The sequence below is a fragment of the Microbacterium sp. CH12i genome (assembly GCF_000685355.1).
GTDB lineage: Bacteria > Actinomycetota > Actinomycetes > Actinomycetales > Microbacteriaceae > Microbacterium.
This window is the reverse complement of sequence record NZ_JHET01000007.1, coordinates 173754-191646: the sequence shown is the minus strand read 5'-3', so window position 1 is coordinate 191646 and position 17893 is coordinate 173754. Positions and strand designations below refer to the sequence as shown.

The following is a 17893-nucleotide window of genomic DNA, read 5'->3' as shown; positions in this document are numbered from 1 at the left end:
ATAGCACTCCACAAGCGGCCCGTAGACTCACATGTCTGGAGGTGACATGAACGACGAAATCACAGGCGCGACCGCAGCCGATATCGCAACAAGTGTGCGCGAACTGCGAGAGCGTGGCGCGCTTCGTCCCGGTGCGTCCCTCCCTCCAGTGCGTGAGCTCGCCGCGCGTCTCGGAGTGAACCGCAACACCGCAGTCGCCGCGTACCGACAGCTGGCACAGGCTGGCCTTGTTGTCACTCGCGGACGCGGCGGAACGGTACTTGTGGAGCATGACACCGTCGCGCAAGAGGGTTACGCCGCAGACAATGTGCTCCGTGACATCGGCACCGGAAACCCAGATCCGCGACTGATCCCTGACCCCTCTCCCGTCCTCGCAAGTGTGACCGGCCGGCCCGTTCTCTATGGAGAACCGGTGATCGACACCGCACTGGAGGCCTGGTCGCGCGAGTGGGTCTCCCCTGACCTTTCAACGCCAAAGTTTCGGATTACGATCACGAGTGGTGCAGTGGATGCCGTTGAGCGACTCCTCGCGCAGGCGCTGACGAGAGATGATGCCGTCGCACTGGAAGACCCCTGCTTCCTCGCCAGCATCCATACCGTCCGCCTCGGCGGCTATCGCGCCGTTCCCGTGCCTGTCGACGACGAGGGCATGACGATCGAAGGACTGCAGGCTGCGTTGGATGCCGGCGTCCGAGCCGTCATCTGCACTCCACGCGCGCAGAACCCAACGGGTGCGAGCCTCTCCCCCCGGCGTGCCGCCGCGCTTCGTGCGGTTCTGGCACAGCATCCGTACGTCTTGATCATCGAGGACGATCACTTCTCGATGCTCTCCGCCCAGCCGTACGAGAGCCTGATCGGCCCAGAACACAAAAGATTTGCGCTACTGCGTTCGGTGTCGAAGTTCCTCGGTCCTGACATGTGTCTGGCGATCGCTGCCACAGATCCCGAGACCGCAGACCGACTGGCCATGCGCCTGAGTCCAGGCACAACCTGGGTCAGCCATTTGCTGCAAAGACTGACATATGGGCTGTTGAGTGATTCGAGCGTACGTGCCTCGATTCGCGACGCCGGCCTGCACTATGCCGAACGCAACACGGCCTTCGCCGAGCGCCTCCGTGCACACGACATCATCGCGCACTATGCCGACGGCATGAACCTCTGGGTGGAGCTGCCGATACCCGCACCGACGGTTGCCGAGCGGTTGATGCGACGTGGGTGGCTCGTGCGCACCGGTGACGGCTTCTCTCTTGCCGAGCGCGATGCGCCTTCCCACCATCTGCGCCTCACGGTTCACGATCTGACCGGTGATGAAGCCGCGCAGTTGATCGCGGATCTCGCTGCGGCCGTGGGGTGAGAAGATCGAAGGATGAAGATCCTCTCGATCCAGTCAGCTGTCGCCTACGGCCACGTCGGCAACTCCGCCGCGGTGTTCCCGCTCCAGCGCATCGGCGTGGATGTGATCCCGGTATACACGGTGAACTTTTCCAACCACACCGGCTATGGCGCTTGGCGTGGCCCGCTAATTGCTCCTAGTGATGTTGCTGAAGTCATCACCGGCATCGAAGAGCGCGGCGCTTTCGAGCAGGTGGATGCGATTCTGTCTGGTTACCAGGGCGGCGAAGGCATCGGCGATGTGATCATCGACGCGGTCGCGCGGGTAAAGGCCGCCAACCCCAAGGCGCTGTATGCGTGCGACCCGGTCATGGGCAACGCGAAGTCCGGATGCTTCGTCGCACCTGCGATTCCAGAACTACTGCGGGAGCGGGTCGTTCCGGTCGCAGACATCATTACGCCGAACCAGTTCGAACTCGGGTTCCTCACCGGCACTGAACCCGACACCCTCGAGTCCACCCTCGCCTCGGTCGATCTCGCTCGCGCCATGGGTCCGAGCACGGTGCTCGTGACGAGCGTCGAGCGTCCCGACCGTGAAGACGGCACGATCGAGATGCTCGCAGTCGACGATGCGGGTGCTTGGATCGTGCAGACGCCATATCTGCCGATGAAGGCGAACGGCTCGGGCGATGTTACCGCTGCGCTCTTCACCGCGCACTACGTCGAGACGGGCAGCGCTCAGATCGCACTCGAGCGCACGGCGTCAAGCGTGTTCGACCTGTTGCAGTTGACGCTCGACTCCGGTGACCGCGAATTGAAGCTCATCGAGGCCCAGGAGTCCTACGCGCACCCGAAGATGCAGTTCAGCGCACGCCAGGTTCGCTAAGCGATCTCTGAGCCCGTCAAAGGGTTCGGCCATGCGCCAGCGACCGCTTCACGCACCTCGCCCAAGAGCTGTGGCAGCGCCTTCGTCTTCGCAATGATTGGGAAGAAGTTCGAATCGGACCTCCACCGCGGCACGATGTGCTGGTGCAGGTGCCCGTCTACCCCGGCGCCGGCGACTGCACCTTGATTCATGCCGAGGTTGAAGCCGTCGCAGTTCGACACTTCGCGGAGCACGCGCATGCCGGTCTGAGTGAGCGCGCCGATCTCGGCAACTTCTTCTGGAGTCGCCTGGTCGTAGGTACCGATGTGCCGATACGGGCAGACGAGCAGGTGCCCAGAGTTGTACGGAAACAGATTCAGCAGAACGTACGCGGTCTTGCCTCGCGCGACGATGAGCCGCTCGGCATCCGAATGCTTCGGGGCCTCGCAGAACGGGCACTCTTCTCGCAGCGGCTCAGGCCCGGCCTGGATGTACGCCATCCGGTGCGGAGTCCACAGCCGCTGAAACTCATCGGGAACGCCGGCGAGGTGCGCGGCATCCTCGACACCGCCGTCCGTCACGCCAGGTCCTCCGCCGTGTGCACGAGCGCATGCGAGTCGATAGCCGTGCGGATACGTGCGACAGCATCCGCGATCGGCACACCGTTCTGCTGCGTCCCGTCACGGAAGCGGAACGAGACGGTACCGGCATCCCGGTCCTTCTCCCCCGCAATCAGCAACAGCGGCACCTTGCCGGTGGTGTGATTACGGATCTTCTTCTGCATCCGATCGTCAGAGACATCGAGGTCAGCGCGCACGCCGCCGTCGCGGAGGGTCGTGATGATCTCACCGAGATAGTCGGCGAACTCATCGGCGACCGGAATTCCGACGACCTGCACCGGCGAAAGCCATACCGGGAAGTCACCGGCGTAGTGCTCGAGCAGGATCGCGAAGAAGCGCTCGACCGAGCCCAACAATGCGCGGTGGATCATGACAGGGCGATGCTTCTGGCCATCAGGGCCGGTGTATTCCAGCTCAAAGCGCTCGGGCTGGTTGAAGTCGAGCTGGATCGTCGACATCTGCCAGGTGCGGCCGATGGCGTCACGAGCCTGAACTGAAATCTTCGGGCCGTAGAACGCCGCTCCGCCTGGATCGTCGACGAGTTCCAGGCCGGATGCGACCGCAACTTCGCGCAGCGACTCGATCGCTGTTTCCCACTGCTCCGACTCACCGAGGAATTTCGGGTTGCCTTCCTCATTCGTCGACAGCTCAAGGTAGAAGTCATTCAGCCCGTAGTCGCGCAACAGTTCGAGCACGAGATTGAGGTTGGTCGTGAGCTCGTCACGAACCTGGTCTTGCGTGACGTAGATGTGCGCGTCGTCCTGAGTGAGTCCGCGAACACGCGTGAGGCCAGACAGCGTGCCGCTCTTTTCGTACCGGTACACCGTGCCGAATTCGGCCAGTCGCAGCGGCAGCTCACGATATGAGCGCCCGCGCGAGCGGAAGATGAGGTTGTGGAACGGGCAGTTCATCGGCTTCAGGTAGTAGTCCTGGCCCTGCCGAGTGATGTTGCCGTCTTCGTCAACGGTCTCATCAAGATGCATGGGCGGAAACATGCCGTCTGCGTAGGTCTGCAGATGACCGGAGGTCTCGAACAAGTCCTTCTTGGTGATGTGCGGGGAGTTGACGACGTCGTAGCCGTTTCGCAGTAGGTGACGGCGCAGATTTTCTTCGATCTCGTAGCGGATGATGCCGCCCTTGGGATGGAAGACCGCGAGACCAGAGCCGATCTCATCGGGGAACGAGAACAGGTCCATTTCGGCACCGAGCTTGCGGTGGTCGCGCCGCTCTGCCTCGGCGAGGCGATCCTTGTAGGCGCGTAGCTCGTCCTTGGTCGGCCACGCGGTGCCGTAGATGCGCTGCAGCTGTGGGTTCTTCTCACTACCGCGCCAGTAGGCGGCGGCAATGCGAGTGAGGTCCCAGCCGTTGCCGATCATGCGGGTGCTGGGCAGGTGCGGGCCGCGGCAGAGGTCTTTCCAGACGACCTCACCGTCTTTGGTCGTGTTGTCGTAGATCGTGAGCTCGCCAGCGCCGACCTCGACGGATGCGCCTTCGGCGGCTTCGTTCTTGCCGTCCTTCAACCCGATGAGTTCAAGCTTGAACGGCTCGTTCGCAAGCTCTGCTCTGGCCTCGTCGTCGGTCACAACGCGACGAACGAAGCGCTGTCCGTCACGCACGATGCGCTGCATCTCTTTGGAGATCGCCTTGATGTCTTCCGGAGTGAACGGCGTCTCGACACCGAAGTCGTAGTAGAAACCGTCGGTGACCGGCGGACCAATGCCGAGGTTCGCCTGCGGGTTGATGCGCTGTACCGCCTGTGCGAGCACATGAGCTGCCGAATGACGCAGGATGTTGAGTCCATCGGTGCTGTCGATAGTGACAGGCTCGACCTCGTCGCTCGTCGTCACTGTGGTCGCAAGATCCTTGAGTCACCGTTGACGCGCATGGCGACAACAGATCGGTCAGAGAACAGGGCGAAGCCGTCATTCGGCTGGGCGTTTTTCAGGCACGGAAACTCTCCATCTTGGTCGCCTTCCAGGTTACTCGTCTGGATGGCGTCCGCTGAACCCGTGCTGTAAACAAAGGTGCGCCCGTGGAGTGGAAGTCCACGGGCGCGTGAATCATGTTCGCCTAGAAGGGGCGACGCATGACCTCTTCTAGTATCGCATGCTCGCCCACCTGCCGGTGTCATGAGGTTGAAGCGACGAAGTCTCGAGAGGTGTCGAACACTCGGCGTACGCACACGACCGCAGGCCCGTGCGGCATACGCCACACGTTGACGCACCGTCGCATCCGGTACTGTTTCGTCGGCTTCAGAGCGCGCGAGAAGATCCGCGAGCTCAAGTGTCGCTGCCGTCGCGAGTTCGAGTGGTGAGTCCATCGGTGGCCTTTGCAATTTCTTCGTTATTCATCGGTTCCTGGACCAGCGCATCGGCGATGCCGATCACTGCGGCCACAGCGATCACCCCGGGAACGTCCACTCGTACCAGTCCAAGCCCGCCAAGGCCGAGCGCGATGCCGATGCCGAGTCCGATGAGAGACTGAGCGCCGACGCGAGCAGATGCTGCCAGCGTCAGATGCATGCTGACCAGAACGCCGAGCGGTGCGTAATAGGAGTAGTCGTTGTCAGCGAATGGCACGAAGGGCGCGAGATACCAGGCGATAGCGGCGGCGACAGCACAGTGCGAAAGGTGAGGCACGTCAGCTGCTCCGGCGCGCCAGTGGCGAATGTCGAGTACATCAGGCATCCTGACGGCATGCGTGAGTTGACCCCGGACCACCTCGGACTACTGCTGTCCGTCTTCGCAGTGCTGCTCATCGCTTTCGCGATTGACTTCCGTTTTTCCACGCGATCCGCTCGTCAACACCACCGGGCGATTCTGTTCTTCGGCGTTGTCGCGTTGGTCGGAGAGCTCATGACCGCCCTCGCGCTCGTACTCACCTGGGTTGCACTGTGGAGCCCGGCGGCGTGGGAAATGATCGATGACCTTCTGGTCTTCATCCCAGGATCGATTGCGATTCTCTGCGCGGTGATTCTCACGATCGACAAGATCGTTTCAAGGCTCGAACGGCTGCGTCCGACCGCGGATTCATTCGAAGACCGGTAGCTTCCCCGACATCCCCGGGGTTGCGTGTCGACTACCCAGGCGGTGCGAGTTTCTCCCACTCGGCGATGGGGCCCGGGATGACGGTGAACATGGGATGCGGATCGGGGAACGAGAGTGATTGCCACCGTTCCCACACCCCCACGCTGCGTTGTTGCATCTTGGCGAGAAGATGCCCCCACTCGTACGCAAGCTGCTGGTCGGTGACCGCCATATCCTCGCGTGCGCCTGTTGTTCGGATCTTCTCGCGGACGAAGTGATACCCACGCGCCTCAGCCTCGTCAGCGATTGCACTGAGATAGTCACCGATCGCGCTATGCGGATTCTCGGTGTGACGAAACCGTCGTAACTGCGGATGGTGTGAGTACCCGCGCCCAGGCTCGATAATAACTGCTTGGGCGAGCAGACCTTCACGCCAACATGCGGTGAGTGCTTGACGATCGAAGTGCCGAGGGTGCAACGACCAGAGTCTCATGTCCGCGCCATCTGCGAATGCTCGGCGTCGTGCAGGATGCTGCGTGCCATTCCGTTGAAGATGATTCCGTGAAATGGCAACAGAAAGACCCAGTACAGCCGCCCTGAGAGTCCTTTAGGAAAGTAGACCGCCCTCTGTGTGTAACGAGAACCGTCCTGAGTCGGCTCGACTCCCAGCTCGAGCCAACCGCGGCCCGGCATCCGCATCTCGGCACGTAGTCGCAGCATTCGTCCGCGTTCAATCGACTCAACCCGCCACACGTCGATCACGTCGCCGCTGTGTACTCGCGAGGGATGCCGTCTCCCGCGGCGCATGCCCACGCCGCCGATGAGGCGGTCGATCCAGCCACGAACCGCCCATGCCAGGGGGAAGGAATGCCATCCGCTGTGCCCGCCGATTGCTTCAATCACATTCCACACCGCAGTTGGGGACGCTGTGCTTTCACGCGTGCGCAGGTCTGTGAAGACGGTGTGACCCGCCCACTCTGGATCGCTCGGAAGTGGATCACTCGGGGCGCCGGCCACCGTCGCGCTCTGCCAGCTGGTCTCGATTTCGCCCTCGGCCTCACGCTTGAGTGCCAGCCGAACCGCAGTCCGATACCGGAGTAGTCCTTCGTCCGGCGGTGCAATATAGCGGTCAACATCATGTTCGCTTGTGACGCAGTTGTTCTGGAGCGACGCGATGATCGGAACCGCGATTTGGCGCGGGACCGGACTGACCAGACTCACCCACTGCGAGGCCAGCCACGGCGTGAGAACCGGAAGAGCGGCAATATGTCGTTGCGGAAGCCCCGCTTCCACGGCATAACCATTCATCATCTGGCCATACCGCAGGATGTCTGGGCCACCGATATCCAGCGTCCGGTTGAGCTCAGTTTCGATATCTACGGAAAGCACGAGATAGCGCAATACGTCCCGAATAGCGATGGGCTGAACGTAGTTGCGCACCCAGCGAGGCGCTGGCATATAGGGCAGCACCTCTGTGAGATGGCGGATCATCTCAAAAGAAGCCGACCCTGAACCGATGACGATGCCCGCTTGAAAGACGATGGCAGGCACCGGAGAATCGAGAAATGTCTGCCCTACAGCCGCCCGTGAAGCGAGATGCTGCGACAGCGCAGTGCCTTGCGGATGAAGACCGCCGAGGTACACGATCCGTTGGATTCGCGCTGTCGAAGCGGCGTGAGCGAAAGTCTCTGCAGAGTCTCTCTCCGCGGTCACAAAGTCGCGGCCAGCACTCATCGAATGAACCAGATAGAACGCCACGTCCACGTCGGTCATCGCCCGTCGGGTCGCGACGGCATCCGTCAAATCTCCTTTGAAGACGCGCACTCGCTCACGCCAGGGCACGTCTCTCAACTTCCACGGAGAACGCACGTACACGCTGACTTCGTGTCCTGCCTCGAGCAACTGAGGCACAAGACGACCGCCGATATATCCGGTCGCACCGGTAACGAGTACACGTGTCAAGAGAACAACCCTTCCGTGGCGCAGAGGATCAGCAACAACGTGATCACAAATCCCACTGCATAGTTGATGGCCAGGAACCGCCGCCAGGCGCGGTTGGCCGTTCCGGAGTGGGCGTCGTCGACATTGAGATACGGCGCGACGCTGACGATGTACGGCAACACCGCAATCGCTGCCAGGTTCGCGGGCCACGGCGCGAAGAGCATCAGGATTCCCGCTGTGATCCACAGTGCCAGCGCAAAGCGGACCGTTGTCGATGCGCCGAGGACGGTGGCTATGGAGCCGATCCCCGCCTCCCTATCCGGCACGATGTCCTGCACCGCACCGAAGGCGTGACTTGCCATGCCCCAGCAGAAGAAAGCGAGCATGGTCACCACAATCCCAGGGGTGATCGTGGTATCCGCAAGTGCGAGCGCGTAGAGCGCGGGTGTGACGAAGTGTGTGCTCGACGTGATCGAGTCGAGCACGGGAATCTCTTTGAAGCGCAGGCCGCGCACCGAGTAGGCGACGACAGCGAACAGGCTCACCGCGAGGATGAGCCACGAATTCGGGTGTTCGGCGCCGAGAATCACCAGCGCGATCACGAATGGAACGACGAGAAGCGTGGCCGACAGCAGCGTGGCTCGGTGCAGCCTCGGCGGCAGCTTGGCGCCTTCCACGCCTCCCTTCCGCGGATTCGCGAGATCCGATTCATAGTCGAAGACGTCGTTGATGCCGTACATCGCGAGGTTGTACGGCACGAGGAAGAAGATCGTGCCGACGATGAGCGCGATATCGATGCGCCCCGTCGTCAGAAAGTAGATCGCAGCGAACGGATACGCAGTATTGATCCAGCTCAGTGGTCGGGACGCAACCAGCAGCGCACGAACCAAGGAATTGCGTTCAGACATCGGTGCTCTCTCCCGCCTGATTTCCGCCGAAAAGCTGCCAGACACCAGTAAGCAACAGCCCTGCAGCAAGGGGATATAAGAGGTCCTCGAGAGGAATCAAGCCGAGCCTGAAGCCGGAGATCTCCTCTGCGCCGTAGTCGAAGAACCCGGCGGCAATCATCACGTTGTCGAACACGGCAGTCAGAACGAGAAGAGCGAGTGACGCCATTGCCCAGGAGGTGAGGTAGTGAGGCAGAGATCCTCCTTTGCGGGCATGCAAAGCACCTACGCAGAACACAACAAGGGCGACACCAACGAACGGCACGGACATGAGGAGATACGTCATCGGGTTGTTTCCCTCGAATCACGCCAACGTCGCCAGCCGCTCAGCAGAATGAGGGTCAAATAGCTCAGGAAGCCCAGAAACATGATTTCCTCGAGGGGAAACGCCGGCGCCAGAAGAACGCCCGTCGCCCAGCGCGAATCGATGTGATGGAAGACCCCGAGGCTGATGCCGACGGCATCCCAAACGACGAAGAAGACGATCCCGATGGCAAGTGCGAGTCCTGCGGCCAGCGGCTTCCGGCGGAACACCAGATCGAAACGAATATCGAGTAGGACCAAACATGCAGCGCTGATCATCAGCGATACTGCGTATACGCCGTTCACGGCTCCGCCAGCGGGCCGGGCGAATGGTCGCCGCGCACGTGTTTGAGTACCAGTTCTGCGCTGATGAGACACATCGGTAGGCCAACCCCGGGAGCGGTGGTGGCCCCGGCGTAATACAGGCCATCTACGCGACGAGACCGCGTAACGCCGCGAAAGAACGCACTCTGAGTAAGAGTGTGAGCGGGGCCGAGTGCGCTACCTCGAAATGTGTTGAACGTGTCGGCAAAGTCCGCTGGTCCCACGGTACGTCGCACCACGATTCGGTCGGCCAGATCAGGGATGCCTGCCCAAGTGGCGATATCTGCGATCGCACGATCGGCGACCTCTGAAACGAGGGCGTCTCCCGAGGTATCGATGCCGCCCTGGCCGATCGTTGTATCCGGTGGCAACGGGATAAGAACGAACATGTTCTCGTGGCCGGCGGGGGCGACCTCCGGATCGGTCGCGCTCGGCTTGCAGATGTACAACGATGGCGGGTCAGGGATGCGTGTCGGCGACCGGAAAATCGCGTCGAAGTTGTCCTTCCAATCATTCGAAAAGAACAGCGTGTGATGCAACAGCTCAGGCAGCTTTCCTCTGATACCGAGCATGATCAGGACGGCACTCGGACTCGAGATCTGTTTGTCCCACCGTTTCGCTGCGTAGGAGCGATCGGCCGCCTCCAGCAGCACTGTCTCCGTGTGATGCTCATCAATGGCTGAAACCACGATGTCGGCATCGATCCGATGCTGCTGGCCATCCAGCTCGTATTCGACGGACCGCACCGAACCACTCGCGCTGGAGATGGCGACGACGTCGCAATTGTTGAGAAGCTCAACATTGTTTTCACGTGCGATCTCTGCTAACGAGACGACGAACTTCCGGAATCCACCGAGCGGATACTTCACCCCATCGACGAGGTCCATATGACTCATCAGGTGGTAGAGGGCCGGTGCATCGAACGGCGATGTGCCAAGGAATACCGCTGGATAGCCGAGTATCTGGCGAAGACGCAGATCGGTGAAGCGCGCCCTGACAAAGCTCCACAGCGAACGCGTGAGCAGAGGGAGCACCGCGGGTGTCGAGGCGAGAACCCTCGCCGACACAAAATCGCGCCACGAGGAGAACGGGTTGTAAAGGAAGGAACTCACCGCCGCGCGATACGTTTTCGTCGCCGATGCAAGATAGCGGCGCACTTGGTTACCTGCCCCGGTTTCTCGGCTCTCAAACAGTGTGGCGGTGGCGTTGGTTCCGGAGAGCACGTCGATGGCGGCTTCCCCCTCCTTGCCCACCTCGCCGGTCGGTTCGCCGTAGATGCGATAGCCGGGCTGCAGTGCGACCAACTCCAGATGCTCGGACGTGGTCGTTCCCATCATGCGGTAGAAGTGCTCGAACACCTCCGGCATGAGGTACCACGACGGCCCAGTGTCAAATGTGAACCCGTCGCGCTCCCACGATCCGGCCCTCCCGCCGAACTCGCTGTTCTTCTCAAGCACGGTCACCTGATGTCCGTCACGCGCCAGCAGACACGCTGTAGCCAGCCCGCTGACGCCGCCGCCGATCACAACGACTCTCGAAGCCTTCATCGGCTGATCCGCATACCGATTGCTCGTCCCAGAATGCGCGCTTTCACGGTATTCGGCACCCGAACGCGGGTGTGTGTGAGTGCGGCGACCGATGTCGTATCAAGGCGGTGGGTGAGTTCGCTGAACATGGTTCGCGCGGCCCACACCGCAGGACGGCACTCCGATGTCAACAACGGGATCGACGCATCTGCGGCACGCAGGTCTTCCCTGATCGAATCGATGATTTCGCGCTTTGATTCTTCGGTAAGAGCTTTCTCAGTTCCAGCAAAGTAGACGCGGCCCAGGACGTCATGATCCTCGGCGAAATCTCGAAGGAAATTGACCTTCTGGAAGGCTGCGCCGAGCCTCCGTGCGCCGTCGACCAGCTGCGTCTGCTCCTGCGAGTCGCGGATCCTTCCGTGCTCGAACACGGCCAAGCACATCAGACCTACCACTTCAGCCGAGCCGTAGATGTAGTCGTGGAGAGCGGATGAATTGAAGCTCGTGCTCTCAACGTCGGTTCTCATCGCCGAGAAGAAGGGCCGGCACAGGTCCATACCGATGTCGTGTTCGCGCGCGGTCAACGCAAAAGCGTGCACAACGATATTCGTACTGAAGCCCAGCCGCAGCGCGCGTTCGGTCTCCCGTTCGAGTTCGTCAAGCATCGTCCGGCGCATTTCAGCGTCTACCCCGGCAATCGCTGCCGGGCCGTCGACGAGCTCGTCAGCGATGCGCACAAGTCCATAGATGCATGCAATGTGACGCCGGACTCTGTGATCAAGCAGACGACTTGCCCAGCCGAATGACGTTGAATAACGCCTGATGATGACCGACGCGCTTTGATTCGCGGTCGCGTTATAGAGTCCCAACCCCGACAGTTTCATGACGCTCGTGAATTACACGTGGATGTGAGGGCAATGAGCTGTTCGCTCAGTGCTGCAGGAAGGTCAGCGTTCTGGATCAGGGCGTGAACGTGCTCGCACCGTTCGGCGATGACTGACTCCACGAAGAAGAGTGCGCCTGATTCCTCGATGACGCGCCTGAGGCGATGCGCCTCAGAAACTCTGATGTTGTTGTCTCCGAAAAATGGTTCGACGTCAGCCCAGGCAGCGTCCGCACGTGCGTAGGCGATCAGGAGGGTCTCTTTTCCCTCCCGCAGATCACTGAGTGTGGACTTCCCAGTGGCTCGCTCGTCACCGAACAACCCGAGAACGTCGTCGCGTAACTGGTAGATCACACCGATCTGACGCGCAATAACCGTCAGCTCTTCGATCACTGCGGTCGTGGCCCCGGCCAGTACAGCCGCGAGAACGAGCGGAGCGTGAAAGGAGTATGCCGCTGTCTTCTGATCGACCATGACCAGGACGTCCTGGGGCCTCGACCGCTCAAGATGCAGGCTGAGCCACACGTCAAAGTGTTCGCCGGCTGCGCTCTCGAAGACGGTGTCATCGAACACGTCAAGAACCGCGTGGCGGCGGTCCTCCTGAATATCAAGGCGGGCCAGCAAAGAGTGCGCAAAGGTGAGCATGAGGTCGCCAGCGAGAATCGATGATGCCTCGCCCCAGGCATGAGCTTCACGTCGCGGTACACCACGCAGCATTGCCTCCGAAGCGAATCTGCCGGTGATGTTCATTTCGCCGCGTCGGATCAGATCCTTATCGATGACATCGTCGTGAATGACCAGCGCAATGTGCAGCAGCTCCATCGCGCACGCTGCCTCCACCGCAGCGCGCTCGTCGATGCCGCCCAGCGCCTGGTATGCGTCCATTAGTAGACGCGGCCGGATCTTCTTCCCGCCTCTCGCCATAGCTTCCAACGAGTCCCACAACTGAAAGTAGGTAGCTGAGAATGCTCGGGAGCGCTCGCGACCCTGCGCAAGCACCTCCGTCAGCCTTGCCTCAATTGTGAGGGTGATTTCGTCAACGGTCGCACCGGGTTCAGACATCATCGTCCCGTCTTCCGGTCGAATCGGAAAGAATGGGGAGAAGGTCAGGAAAGTGGCCGATGAGCCATGGGCTGAAGGCCCACGGCGCTGCTTCCGTGGCAGTGGCCAGCGCGGCGATGCTTGTCCACTGCGCCTCGGCCACCTCATCAGGATTAGGCGTCAGCGTGGATGTTGCCTTCGCGATGAACACGGGGCAGTACTCGTTTTCTTCTATGCCGGATGGGTCGCGTGCTGAATAGCCGAAATTCGGCAGCGCGCAGACGATCTCCTCGACGCTGAGGCCGAGTTCAAAACGCGCACGACGGCGAACAGCATCCTCAAGGCGCTCGTTCGGGCCAGGATGGCCGCAGAAAGAATTCGTCCAGACTCCAGGCCAGGTCTTCTTCGTGAGAGCGCGTCTGGTGATGAGCAGACGACCATTCTGATCAACGATGTGGCATGAGAACGCGAGATGCCGAGGTGTTGAAGTGCCATGGACAGTCTCTTTGTTGTGCACACCAATCGGTGCGCCGGAGTTGTCCACGAGGACTACCTGTTCCACTCCCACACTCCATTTCGTTAGCTAGGCGAGAATTTAAGTAGCATAGAATGTACTATGTGGGAGTGGACGCTTCAGAACGATCAGCCGACGAACTCGCCAACATGCGTTACTTCTCAACCGACTCCGACCTCGTCGATCGCAGCCACCTGTCTGAAGCGGAATTAGCGCAATGCGTTCAGGTGATGCAAGCGCTTCACCAATGGCAAAACGCAGCACGCGCACTCTCAGCGGCTTCGAAGCGCTACATGAAGCTCAACGAGAGTGACATGCGTGCGATTCGGATGCTGATCCGCGCGAAGCAACAGGGTCAGATCATTACACCGAAGGACATCGCGCGTGAAGTGGAAATTTCCAGTGCGTCGACAACCAAGCTGGTAGACCGACTCGTTGCCGGGGACCATGTCATTCGCTCCCGCATCCCAGCGACCGGCGTACAACGTGCCTTGAGGTCACTGAGCACACTCGGCGCTCAGCCCACGACACAATCGGGCGTCAGCACGCCAGAAGGTTCTCCGCCGCCGCGTCTATGACTCAGGACGAACGCGAGGTAGTGATCCGTTTTCTCTCCAGGCTTACGGATGCTGATTTTCCGCAAGGCGAGCTCGCCCCGCCAGAACAGCCCGGCTATCGCACACGCGCCGCGCCCCAGCCGTAAGTTTTCGCGGGTGCGGCGAGCAGGCGTCGGCATGTTGTCGGCGTTCAAGCCCACGCCTCGCCCCGGACATGAAAAAACCCCCGGAAATCCGGGGGTTTTGTGTGTGCGCGATACTGGGATCGAACCAGTGACCTCTTCCGTGTCAGGGAAGCGCGCTACCGCTGCGCCAATCGCGCCTATTCAGGCTATTAAGTTGTGCCGCGAGGTGGCGACGGGATTCGAACCCGTGTAAACGGCTTTGCAGGCCGGTGCCTAGCCGCTCGGCCACGCCACCGTGTGGATTGACCCCACGTGCAGTGAGTTTCCGGGGAAACTCTCTTCACTCGAGCGGATGACGAGATTCGAACTCGCGACCCTCACCTTGGCAAGGTGATGCGCTACCACTGCGCTACATCCGCATTTCGTGTTCCGGTGAACCGGGCACTCGTAAAACATTAGCCGATCAATTCGCGGACGCAAAACTGAAACGCGATCTCGCGCGTGTCCGGTCTCGTGGTCGAATCTGACGGTTTCGTTCGGGTAGTATCGTTTTTCGACCCCATGGGTCATGGGCGATTGGCGCAGCTGGTAGCGCGCTTCCTTCACACGGAAGAGGTCGTGGGTTCAAGTCCCGCATCGCCCACCAAAAAAAGGCCCAGGACCACGCATAAATTGCGAGGCTCTGGGCCTTTTCTTTCACGCGTTGCGAAGTGCTGCGCGCGGTGCGTTGGCCGGCTGCGGCTGCGAGAACAGCACCACGACGATGACAGTCGCGCCCACGACCACGTGCGGCAGCCAGACGTTCAGCGCCTCACCCGCGAAGCCGAAGATCCAGGGCGACAGCGCGAGGAAGAGGCTGGCGACGATGTCGAACACGAGGTGAACAGGCATCGGGATGAAACCGAAGGGGCCCCACTCGTACTTCGTGAAGAGGCTATACACGATGAGACCGACGCCGAGCACGATCGGAATGATGACGGCGGGGCCGCCGACTCCAGCGAAGCCGAACAGCCACGGTGCCGCGATGAGGGCGATGCCCACGAGATAGTCGAGGACTCCGTGGACCTTGGTTGGTATAAAACGCATGATTCCTCCTTGAAGTGGGGCCGCAATAGAGCGGCTGTCACAAGCAGTTCGGTGCCCTCGGCATATCGGATGGGGGTGATGCCCCGTGGGGTGGTGTAAATCTCGGCTGTGGTGAGCGTCGCGTCGTTGACGTGGTGAGCCATCGTGGGATGGTCAGTGAGAACCGATCAAAGCTACTCACGAAGGACACAAACCACGATGGCTCTAGACCAGTCTGCCCTGCTCGATCTGCTCGCTCAACTGAAGCTCACCGATGTCACTGATCGGATCCGTTCCGCGACGGAGACGTTGTATCAGGAGCTGATTGATGCGGAAGCGACCGCGTTCATCGGCGCTGCCCCTTTCGAGCGCACGGGAGCGCGCACTACTCAACGCAACGGCTCCCGCCCACGAACACTGTCGACCACAGCCGGAGACCTCGACCTGAAGATCCCCAAGCTGCGCGCCGGGTCATTCTTCCCCGCGCTGCTGGAGCGGCGCCGCCGCGTCGACCAAGCACTGTTCGCGGTCGTGATGGAGGCCTACGTTCACGGAGTGTCGACCCGCAAGGTCGATGACCTCGTCAAAGCGCTCGGTGCGGACACCGGGATCTCCAAGTCCGAAGTCTCCCGGATCTGCGCGGGCCTGGACGAGGAAGTCGCCGTGTTCCGTGACCGCACCCTCCGCGCAGGACTTCCCCTACATTTTCCTCGACGCCACATATTGCAAGGCCCGTGTTGGGCACCGGATCGTGTCCCAGGCGATCGTCGTTGCCGTCGGCGTCGCCGCTGATGGCCGCCGGGAAGTCCTCGGCTTCGACGTCGGAGACAGCGAGAACGAGGGCTTCTGGACCAGCTTTCTCAGGTCGTTGAAGATCCGTGGTCTCGACGGGGTGAAACTCGTCATGTCTGACGCTCACACTGGGTTGAAGAAAGCCATCGGGACCGTGTTCCAAGGCGCGTCCTGGCAGAGATGCCGGGTGCATTTCATGCGCAACGTCCTCGCGGTGGTTCCGAAAGCATCCCAGGACATGGTCGCCTCGATCATCCGCACGATCTTCGCTCAACCCGACAAGAAACACATCCTGAAGCAGTTCCGTGAGGTTGTCACGATGCTTGGCCGGTCCCACCCGAAAGTCGCTGCCATGCTCACCGACGCCGAAGCCGACCTGCTCGCGTTCGCCGCCTTCCCGCGGCGACACTGGCGTCAGATCTGGTCCACGAACCCGCTGGAACGAGTGAACAAGGAGATCAAGCGCCGCACGGACGTCGTCGGGGTATTCCCCAACTCGGCCGCGCTGCTGCGTCTGGCAGGGGCGGTGCTGATCGAGCAACACGACGAGTGAGAAGCCGGCGAACGACGCTACTTCTCCGAAGCCTCCATGCTCGAACTCGCCACGATGAACGAGCCCGCCGAAGCCATCGATGAAGAGGTAATCCTCCCAGAACTCGCAGCCGCCTAAACTAGAACAACTGACCTGCACGGTGTCGAGAAACTCCACCACTCAGCGGGGCGTCACCTCGGATGGGATCCGGGCCGACACGCAGACTTCCCTGTTACGGTGAGGAGAGTCGGCATCTTGTCGACATCAGGGAAGACTTCTTGTCGACCAACGGGCCCACACTCGGCCATTACGTTCTCCGTCGCCTCCTCTGGATTTATCCGAGGAGACCCGATTTCCGTGCACTCGCATACCCCGTCAACAGTCGTATCTACAGACTTGGTTCCGGTACTTCCGGTCGGTTCCACCGCCATCGTCTACTGCGAAGGCCAATTCGGTGAGCAGGACGGTAAGACCGCAAACGGTCTGGTCCGCCACTCCGAGAAGTACGAGATCCTCAGCGTCATCGACAGCCGCCACGCGGGTGCCGACGCTGGCCAGTTCCTCGACGGCAGCGCCAACGGCATCCCGGTCCTCACTGATCTTCGCGAATCCATCGCGCACGCTGGCCGCACCCCCGACTACCTGATCTGCGGAGTGGCCCCCGCCAACGGCCTCCTCTCCGACGCACAGCGTGTAGTGCTGCTGGATGGCATCGCCCGCGGTATGCACATCATCAACGGTCTCCACGAATTCTTGAACGACGACGCAGAGTTCGTCGCCGCGGCAATCCTTGCTGGCGTCACGATTACCGACGTGCGCCGCCCAAAGGACAAGAAGGATCTGCACCTGTTCTCCGGCAGGATCTTCGACGTCACGTGCCCCCGCATCGCGGTGCTTGGCACTGACGGCGCGATCGGCAAGCGGACCACAGCAACCCTGCTCGTCCAGGCGCTCAACGATCACGGCATCCGTGCGGTCATGGTCGGTACCGGCCAGACAACAATCATTCAGGGCGGTCGCTACGGTGTCGCACTCGACGCTCTCGTGCCGCAGTTCTGCTCCGGCGAGGTCGAGAACCAGGTCGTCGCAGCCTTCGAAGGCGAAAACCCCGACATCATCATCGTGGAGGGCCAGGGGGCACTGAGCCATCCCGCATACCTGACATCTGCGCATATTCTCCGAGGCAGCCGACCTGAGGGCGTCATCGTCCAGCACGCACCAGGGCGCCGAGTGCTCGGCGACTTTCCGATGATGCCGATGCCGACAGTCGCGAGTGAAGTCGCGCTCATCGAGGCCTTCGCCAATACCAGAGTGATCGGTGTGACCGTCAACCACGAGAACCTGACTGAGGCCGAGATCGGTGCGGCAATCGATGAGATCGAGCTCGATCTCGGTGTTCCCGCAACCGATCCCCTGACCCGTCCGATGAAAGATCTTGTCGACATGGTTCTGCACGCGTTCCCCACGCTGTCGAAGACGGTCGTCGCAGAGCGGATCTGA

At 61.1% G+C, this 17893-nt stretch carries 17 protein-coding genes, 4 tRNA genes and 2 pseudogenes; 7 read left to right on the top strand and 16 right to left on the bottom strand.

Features of this window, described 5'->3' with window-relative positions; all coding sequences use genetic code 11:
• Positions 1 to 46: 46 nt before the first annotated feature.
• Together DC31_RS09380 and pdxY are read left to right on the top strand one after the other, a co-directional pair.
• Positions 47 to 1354: an aminotransferase class I/II-fold pyridoxal phosphate-dependent enzyme gene (locus DC31_RS09380; protein ID WP_152545392.1), complete on the top strand. Its 1308-nt coding sequence runs from the start codon at positions 47 to 49 to the stop codon at positions 1352 to 1354.
• A gap of 12 nt (positions 1355 to 1366) precedes the next feature.
• Positions 1367 to 2218, top strand: coding sequence for a pyridoxal kinase PdxY (gene pdxY, locus DC31_RS09375; protein ID WP_036279295.1), 852 nt, complete (start codon positions 1367 to 1369; stop codon positions 2216 to 2218).
• Here the strand turns inward: pdxY and DC31_RS09370 are convergent.
• The 3 genes and pseudogenes from DC31_RS09370 to DC31_RS09360 all read right to left on the bottom strand — a co-directional run bounded on the left by DC31_RS09370 (position 2215) and on the right by DC31_RS09360 (position 5504).
• Positions 2215 to 2778 (bottom strand): HIT family protein, encoded by a 564-nt coding sequence (locus DC31_RS09370; RefSeq protein ID WP_036279293.1) that lies wholly within the window; start codon positions 2776 to 2778, stop codon positions 2215 to 2217. The genes pdxY and DC31_RS09370 overlap by 4 nt on opposite strands.
• A pseudogene (thrS, locus tag DC31_RS09365) lies at positions 2775 to 4702 on the bottom strand (threonine--tRNA ligase). Before thrS ends, DC31_RS09370 begins: the two are co-directional and overlap by 4 nt.
• A gap of 394 nt (positions 4703 to 5096) precedes the next feature.
• Positions 5097 to 5504: a hypothetical protein gene (locus tag DC31_RS09360; RefSeq protein ID WP_036279289.1), complete on the bottom strand. Its 408-nt coding sequence runs from the start codon at positions 5502 to 5504 to the stop codon at positions 5097 to 5099.
• A gap of 9 nt (positions 5505 to 5513) precedes the next feature.
• On the opposite strand from DC31_RS09360, the gene DC31_RS09355 reads away from it, so the two are divergent.
• Positions 5514 to 5864 (top strand): hypothetical protein, encoded by a 351-nt coding sequence (locus tag DC31_RS09355; RefSeq protein ID WP_036279286.1) that lies wholly within the window; start codon positions 5514 to 5516, stop codon positions 5862 to 5864.
• Positions 5865 to 5895: 31 nt separating this feature from the next.
• Here the strand turns inward: DC31_RS09355 and DC31_RS09350 are convergent, their stop codons facing one another.
• Genes DC31_RS09350 through idi form a run of 9 tightly spaced genes read right to left on the bottom strand, consistent with a single transcriptional unit; the run spans position 5896 to position 13376 of the window.
• Entirely contained in the window at positions 5896 to 6336 is a 441-nt protein-coding gene (locus DC31_RS09350) for a pyrimidine dimer DNA glycosylase/endonuclease V (RefSeq protein WP_036279283.1), read from the bottom strand.
• Positions 6333 to 7805 carry an SDR family oxidoreductase gene (locus tag DC31_RS09345; RefSeq protein ID WP_036279280.1) on the bottom strand — a complete coding sequence of 491 codons (1473 nt, stop codon included), beginning with the start codon at positions 7803 to 7805 and terminating at the stop codon, positions 6333 to 6335. The genes DC31_RS09350 and DC31_RS09345 overlap by 4 nt, the downstream gene beginning before the upstream one ends.
• Positions 7802 to 8692, bottom strand: coding sequence for a prenyltransferase (locus DC31_RS09340; RefSeq protein ID WP_036279277.1), 891 nt, complete (start codon positions 8690 to 8692; stop codon positions 7802 to 7804). The genes DC31_RS09345 and DC31_RS09340 overlap by 4 nt, the downstream gene beginning before the upstream one ends.
• Positions 8685 to 9017 (bottom strand): lycopene cyclase domain-containing protein, encoded by a 333-nt coding sequence (locus DC31_RS09335; RefSeq protein ID WP_036279275.1) that lies wholly within the window; start codon positions 9015 to 9017, stop codon positions 8685 to 8687. Before DC31_RS09335 ends, DC31_RS09340 begins: the two co-directional genes overlap by 8 nt.
• On the bottom strand, positions 9014 to 9340 hold the full coding sequence (locus DC31_RS09330) for a lycopene cyclase domain-containing protein (protein WP_268748231.1): 327 nt from the start codon (positions 9338 to 9340) through the stop codon (positions 9014 to 9016). Before DC31_RS09330 ends, DC31_RS09335 begins: the two co-directional genes overlap by 4 nt.
• Entirely contained in the window at positions 9337 to 10905 is a 1569-nt protein-coding gene (crtI, locus tag DC31_RS18710; RefSeq protein WP_036279272.1) for a phytoene desaturase family protein, read from the bottom strand. Before crtI ends, DC31_RS09330 begins: the two co-directional genes overlap by 4 nt.
• Positions 10902 to 11768 (bottom strand): phytoene/squalene synthase family protein, encoded by an 867-nt coding sequence (locus DC31_RS18705; protein WP_036279270.1) that lies wholly within the window; start codon positions 11766 to 11768, stop codon positions 10902 to 10904. The genes crtI and DC31_RS18705 overlap by 4 nt, the downstream gene beginning before the upstream one ends.
• Positions 11765 to 12832, bottom strand: coding sequence for a polyprenyl synthetase family protein (locus tag DC31_RS09315; RefSeq protein ID WP_051606683.1), 1068 nt, complete (start codon positions 12830 to 12832; stop codon positions 11765 to 11767). The genes DC31_RS18705 and DC31_RS09315 overlap by 4 nt, the downstream gene beginning before the upstream one ends.
• Positions 12822 to 13376, bottom strand: a complete 555-nt coding sequence (gene idi, locus DC31_RS09310) for an isopentenyl-diphosphate Delta-isomerase (RefSeq protein ID WP_036279268.1) — start codon at positions 13374 to 13376, stop codon at positions 12822 to 12824. The genes DC31_RS09315 and idi overlap by 11 nt, the downstream gene beginning before the upstream one ends.
• Positions 13377 to 13432: 56 nt before the next feature.
• On the opposite strand from idi, the gene DC31_RS09305 reads away from it, so the two are divergent.
• The gene (locus DC31_RS09305) at positions 13433 to 13900 is read left to right on the top strand and encodes a MarR family transcriptional regulator (protein WP_051606681.1); all 468 of its coding nucleotides are present in this window, start codon (positions 13433 to 13435) and stop codon (positions 13898 to 13900) included.
• 229 nt (positions 13901 to 14129) lie between these two features.
• Here DC31_RS09305 and DC31_RS09300 read toward each other — a convergent pair.
• The 3 genes from DC31_RS09300 to DC31_RS09290 form a co-directional block, all read right to left on the bottom strand.
• Positions 14130 to 14201, bottom strand: a tRNA-Val gene (locus DC31_RS09300).
• A gap of 27 nt (positions 14202 to 14228) precedes the next feature.
• Positions 14229 to 14299: transfer RNA gene (locus DC31_RS09295), tRNA-Cys, on the bottom strand.
• A gap of 52 nt (positions 14300 to 14351) precedes the next feature.
• A tRNA-Gly gene (locus tag DC31_RS09290) sits at positions 14352 to 14423 on the bottom strand.
• A gap of 151 nt (positions 14424 to 14574) precedes the next feature.
• Here DC31_RS09290 and DC31_RS09285 point away from each other — a divergent pair.
• A tRNA-Val gene (locus tag DC31_RS09285) sits at positions 14575 to 14650 on the top strand.
• A 50-nt stretch (positions 14651 to 14700) separates the two neighbouring features.
• On the opposite strand, the gene DC31_RS09280 is transcribed toward DC31_RS09285, so the two are convergent.
• Positions 14701 to 15090: an SPW repeat domain-containing protein gene (locus DC31_RS09280; protein ID WP_036279266.1), complete on the bottom strand. Its 390-nt coding sequence runs from the start codon at positions 15088 to 15090 to the stop codon at positions 14701 to 14703.
• Between the two features lie 198 nt (positions 15091 to 15288).
• Between DC31_RS09280 and DC31_RS09275 the strand changes: the two are divergent.
• Together DC31_RS09275 and DC31_RS09270 are read left to right on the top strand one after the other, a co-directional pair.
• Positions 15289 to 16531: pseudogene (locus DC31_RS09275) on the top strand (IS256 family transposase).
• A gap of 219 nt (positions 16532 to 16750) precedes the next feature.
• Positions 16751 to 17893: a DUF1611 domain-containing protein gene (locus DC31_RS09270; protein ID WP_235201423.1), complete on the top strand. Its 1143-nt coding sequence runs from the start codon at positions 16751 to 16753 to the stop codon at positions 17891 to 17893.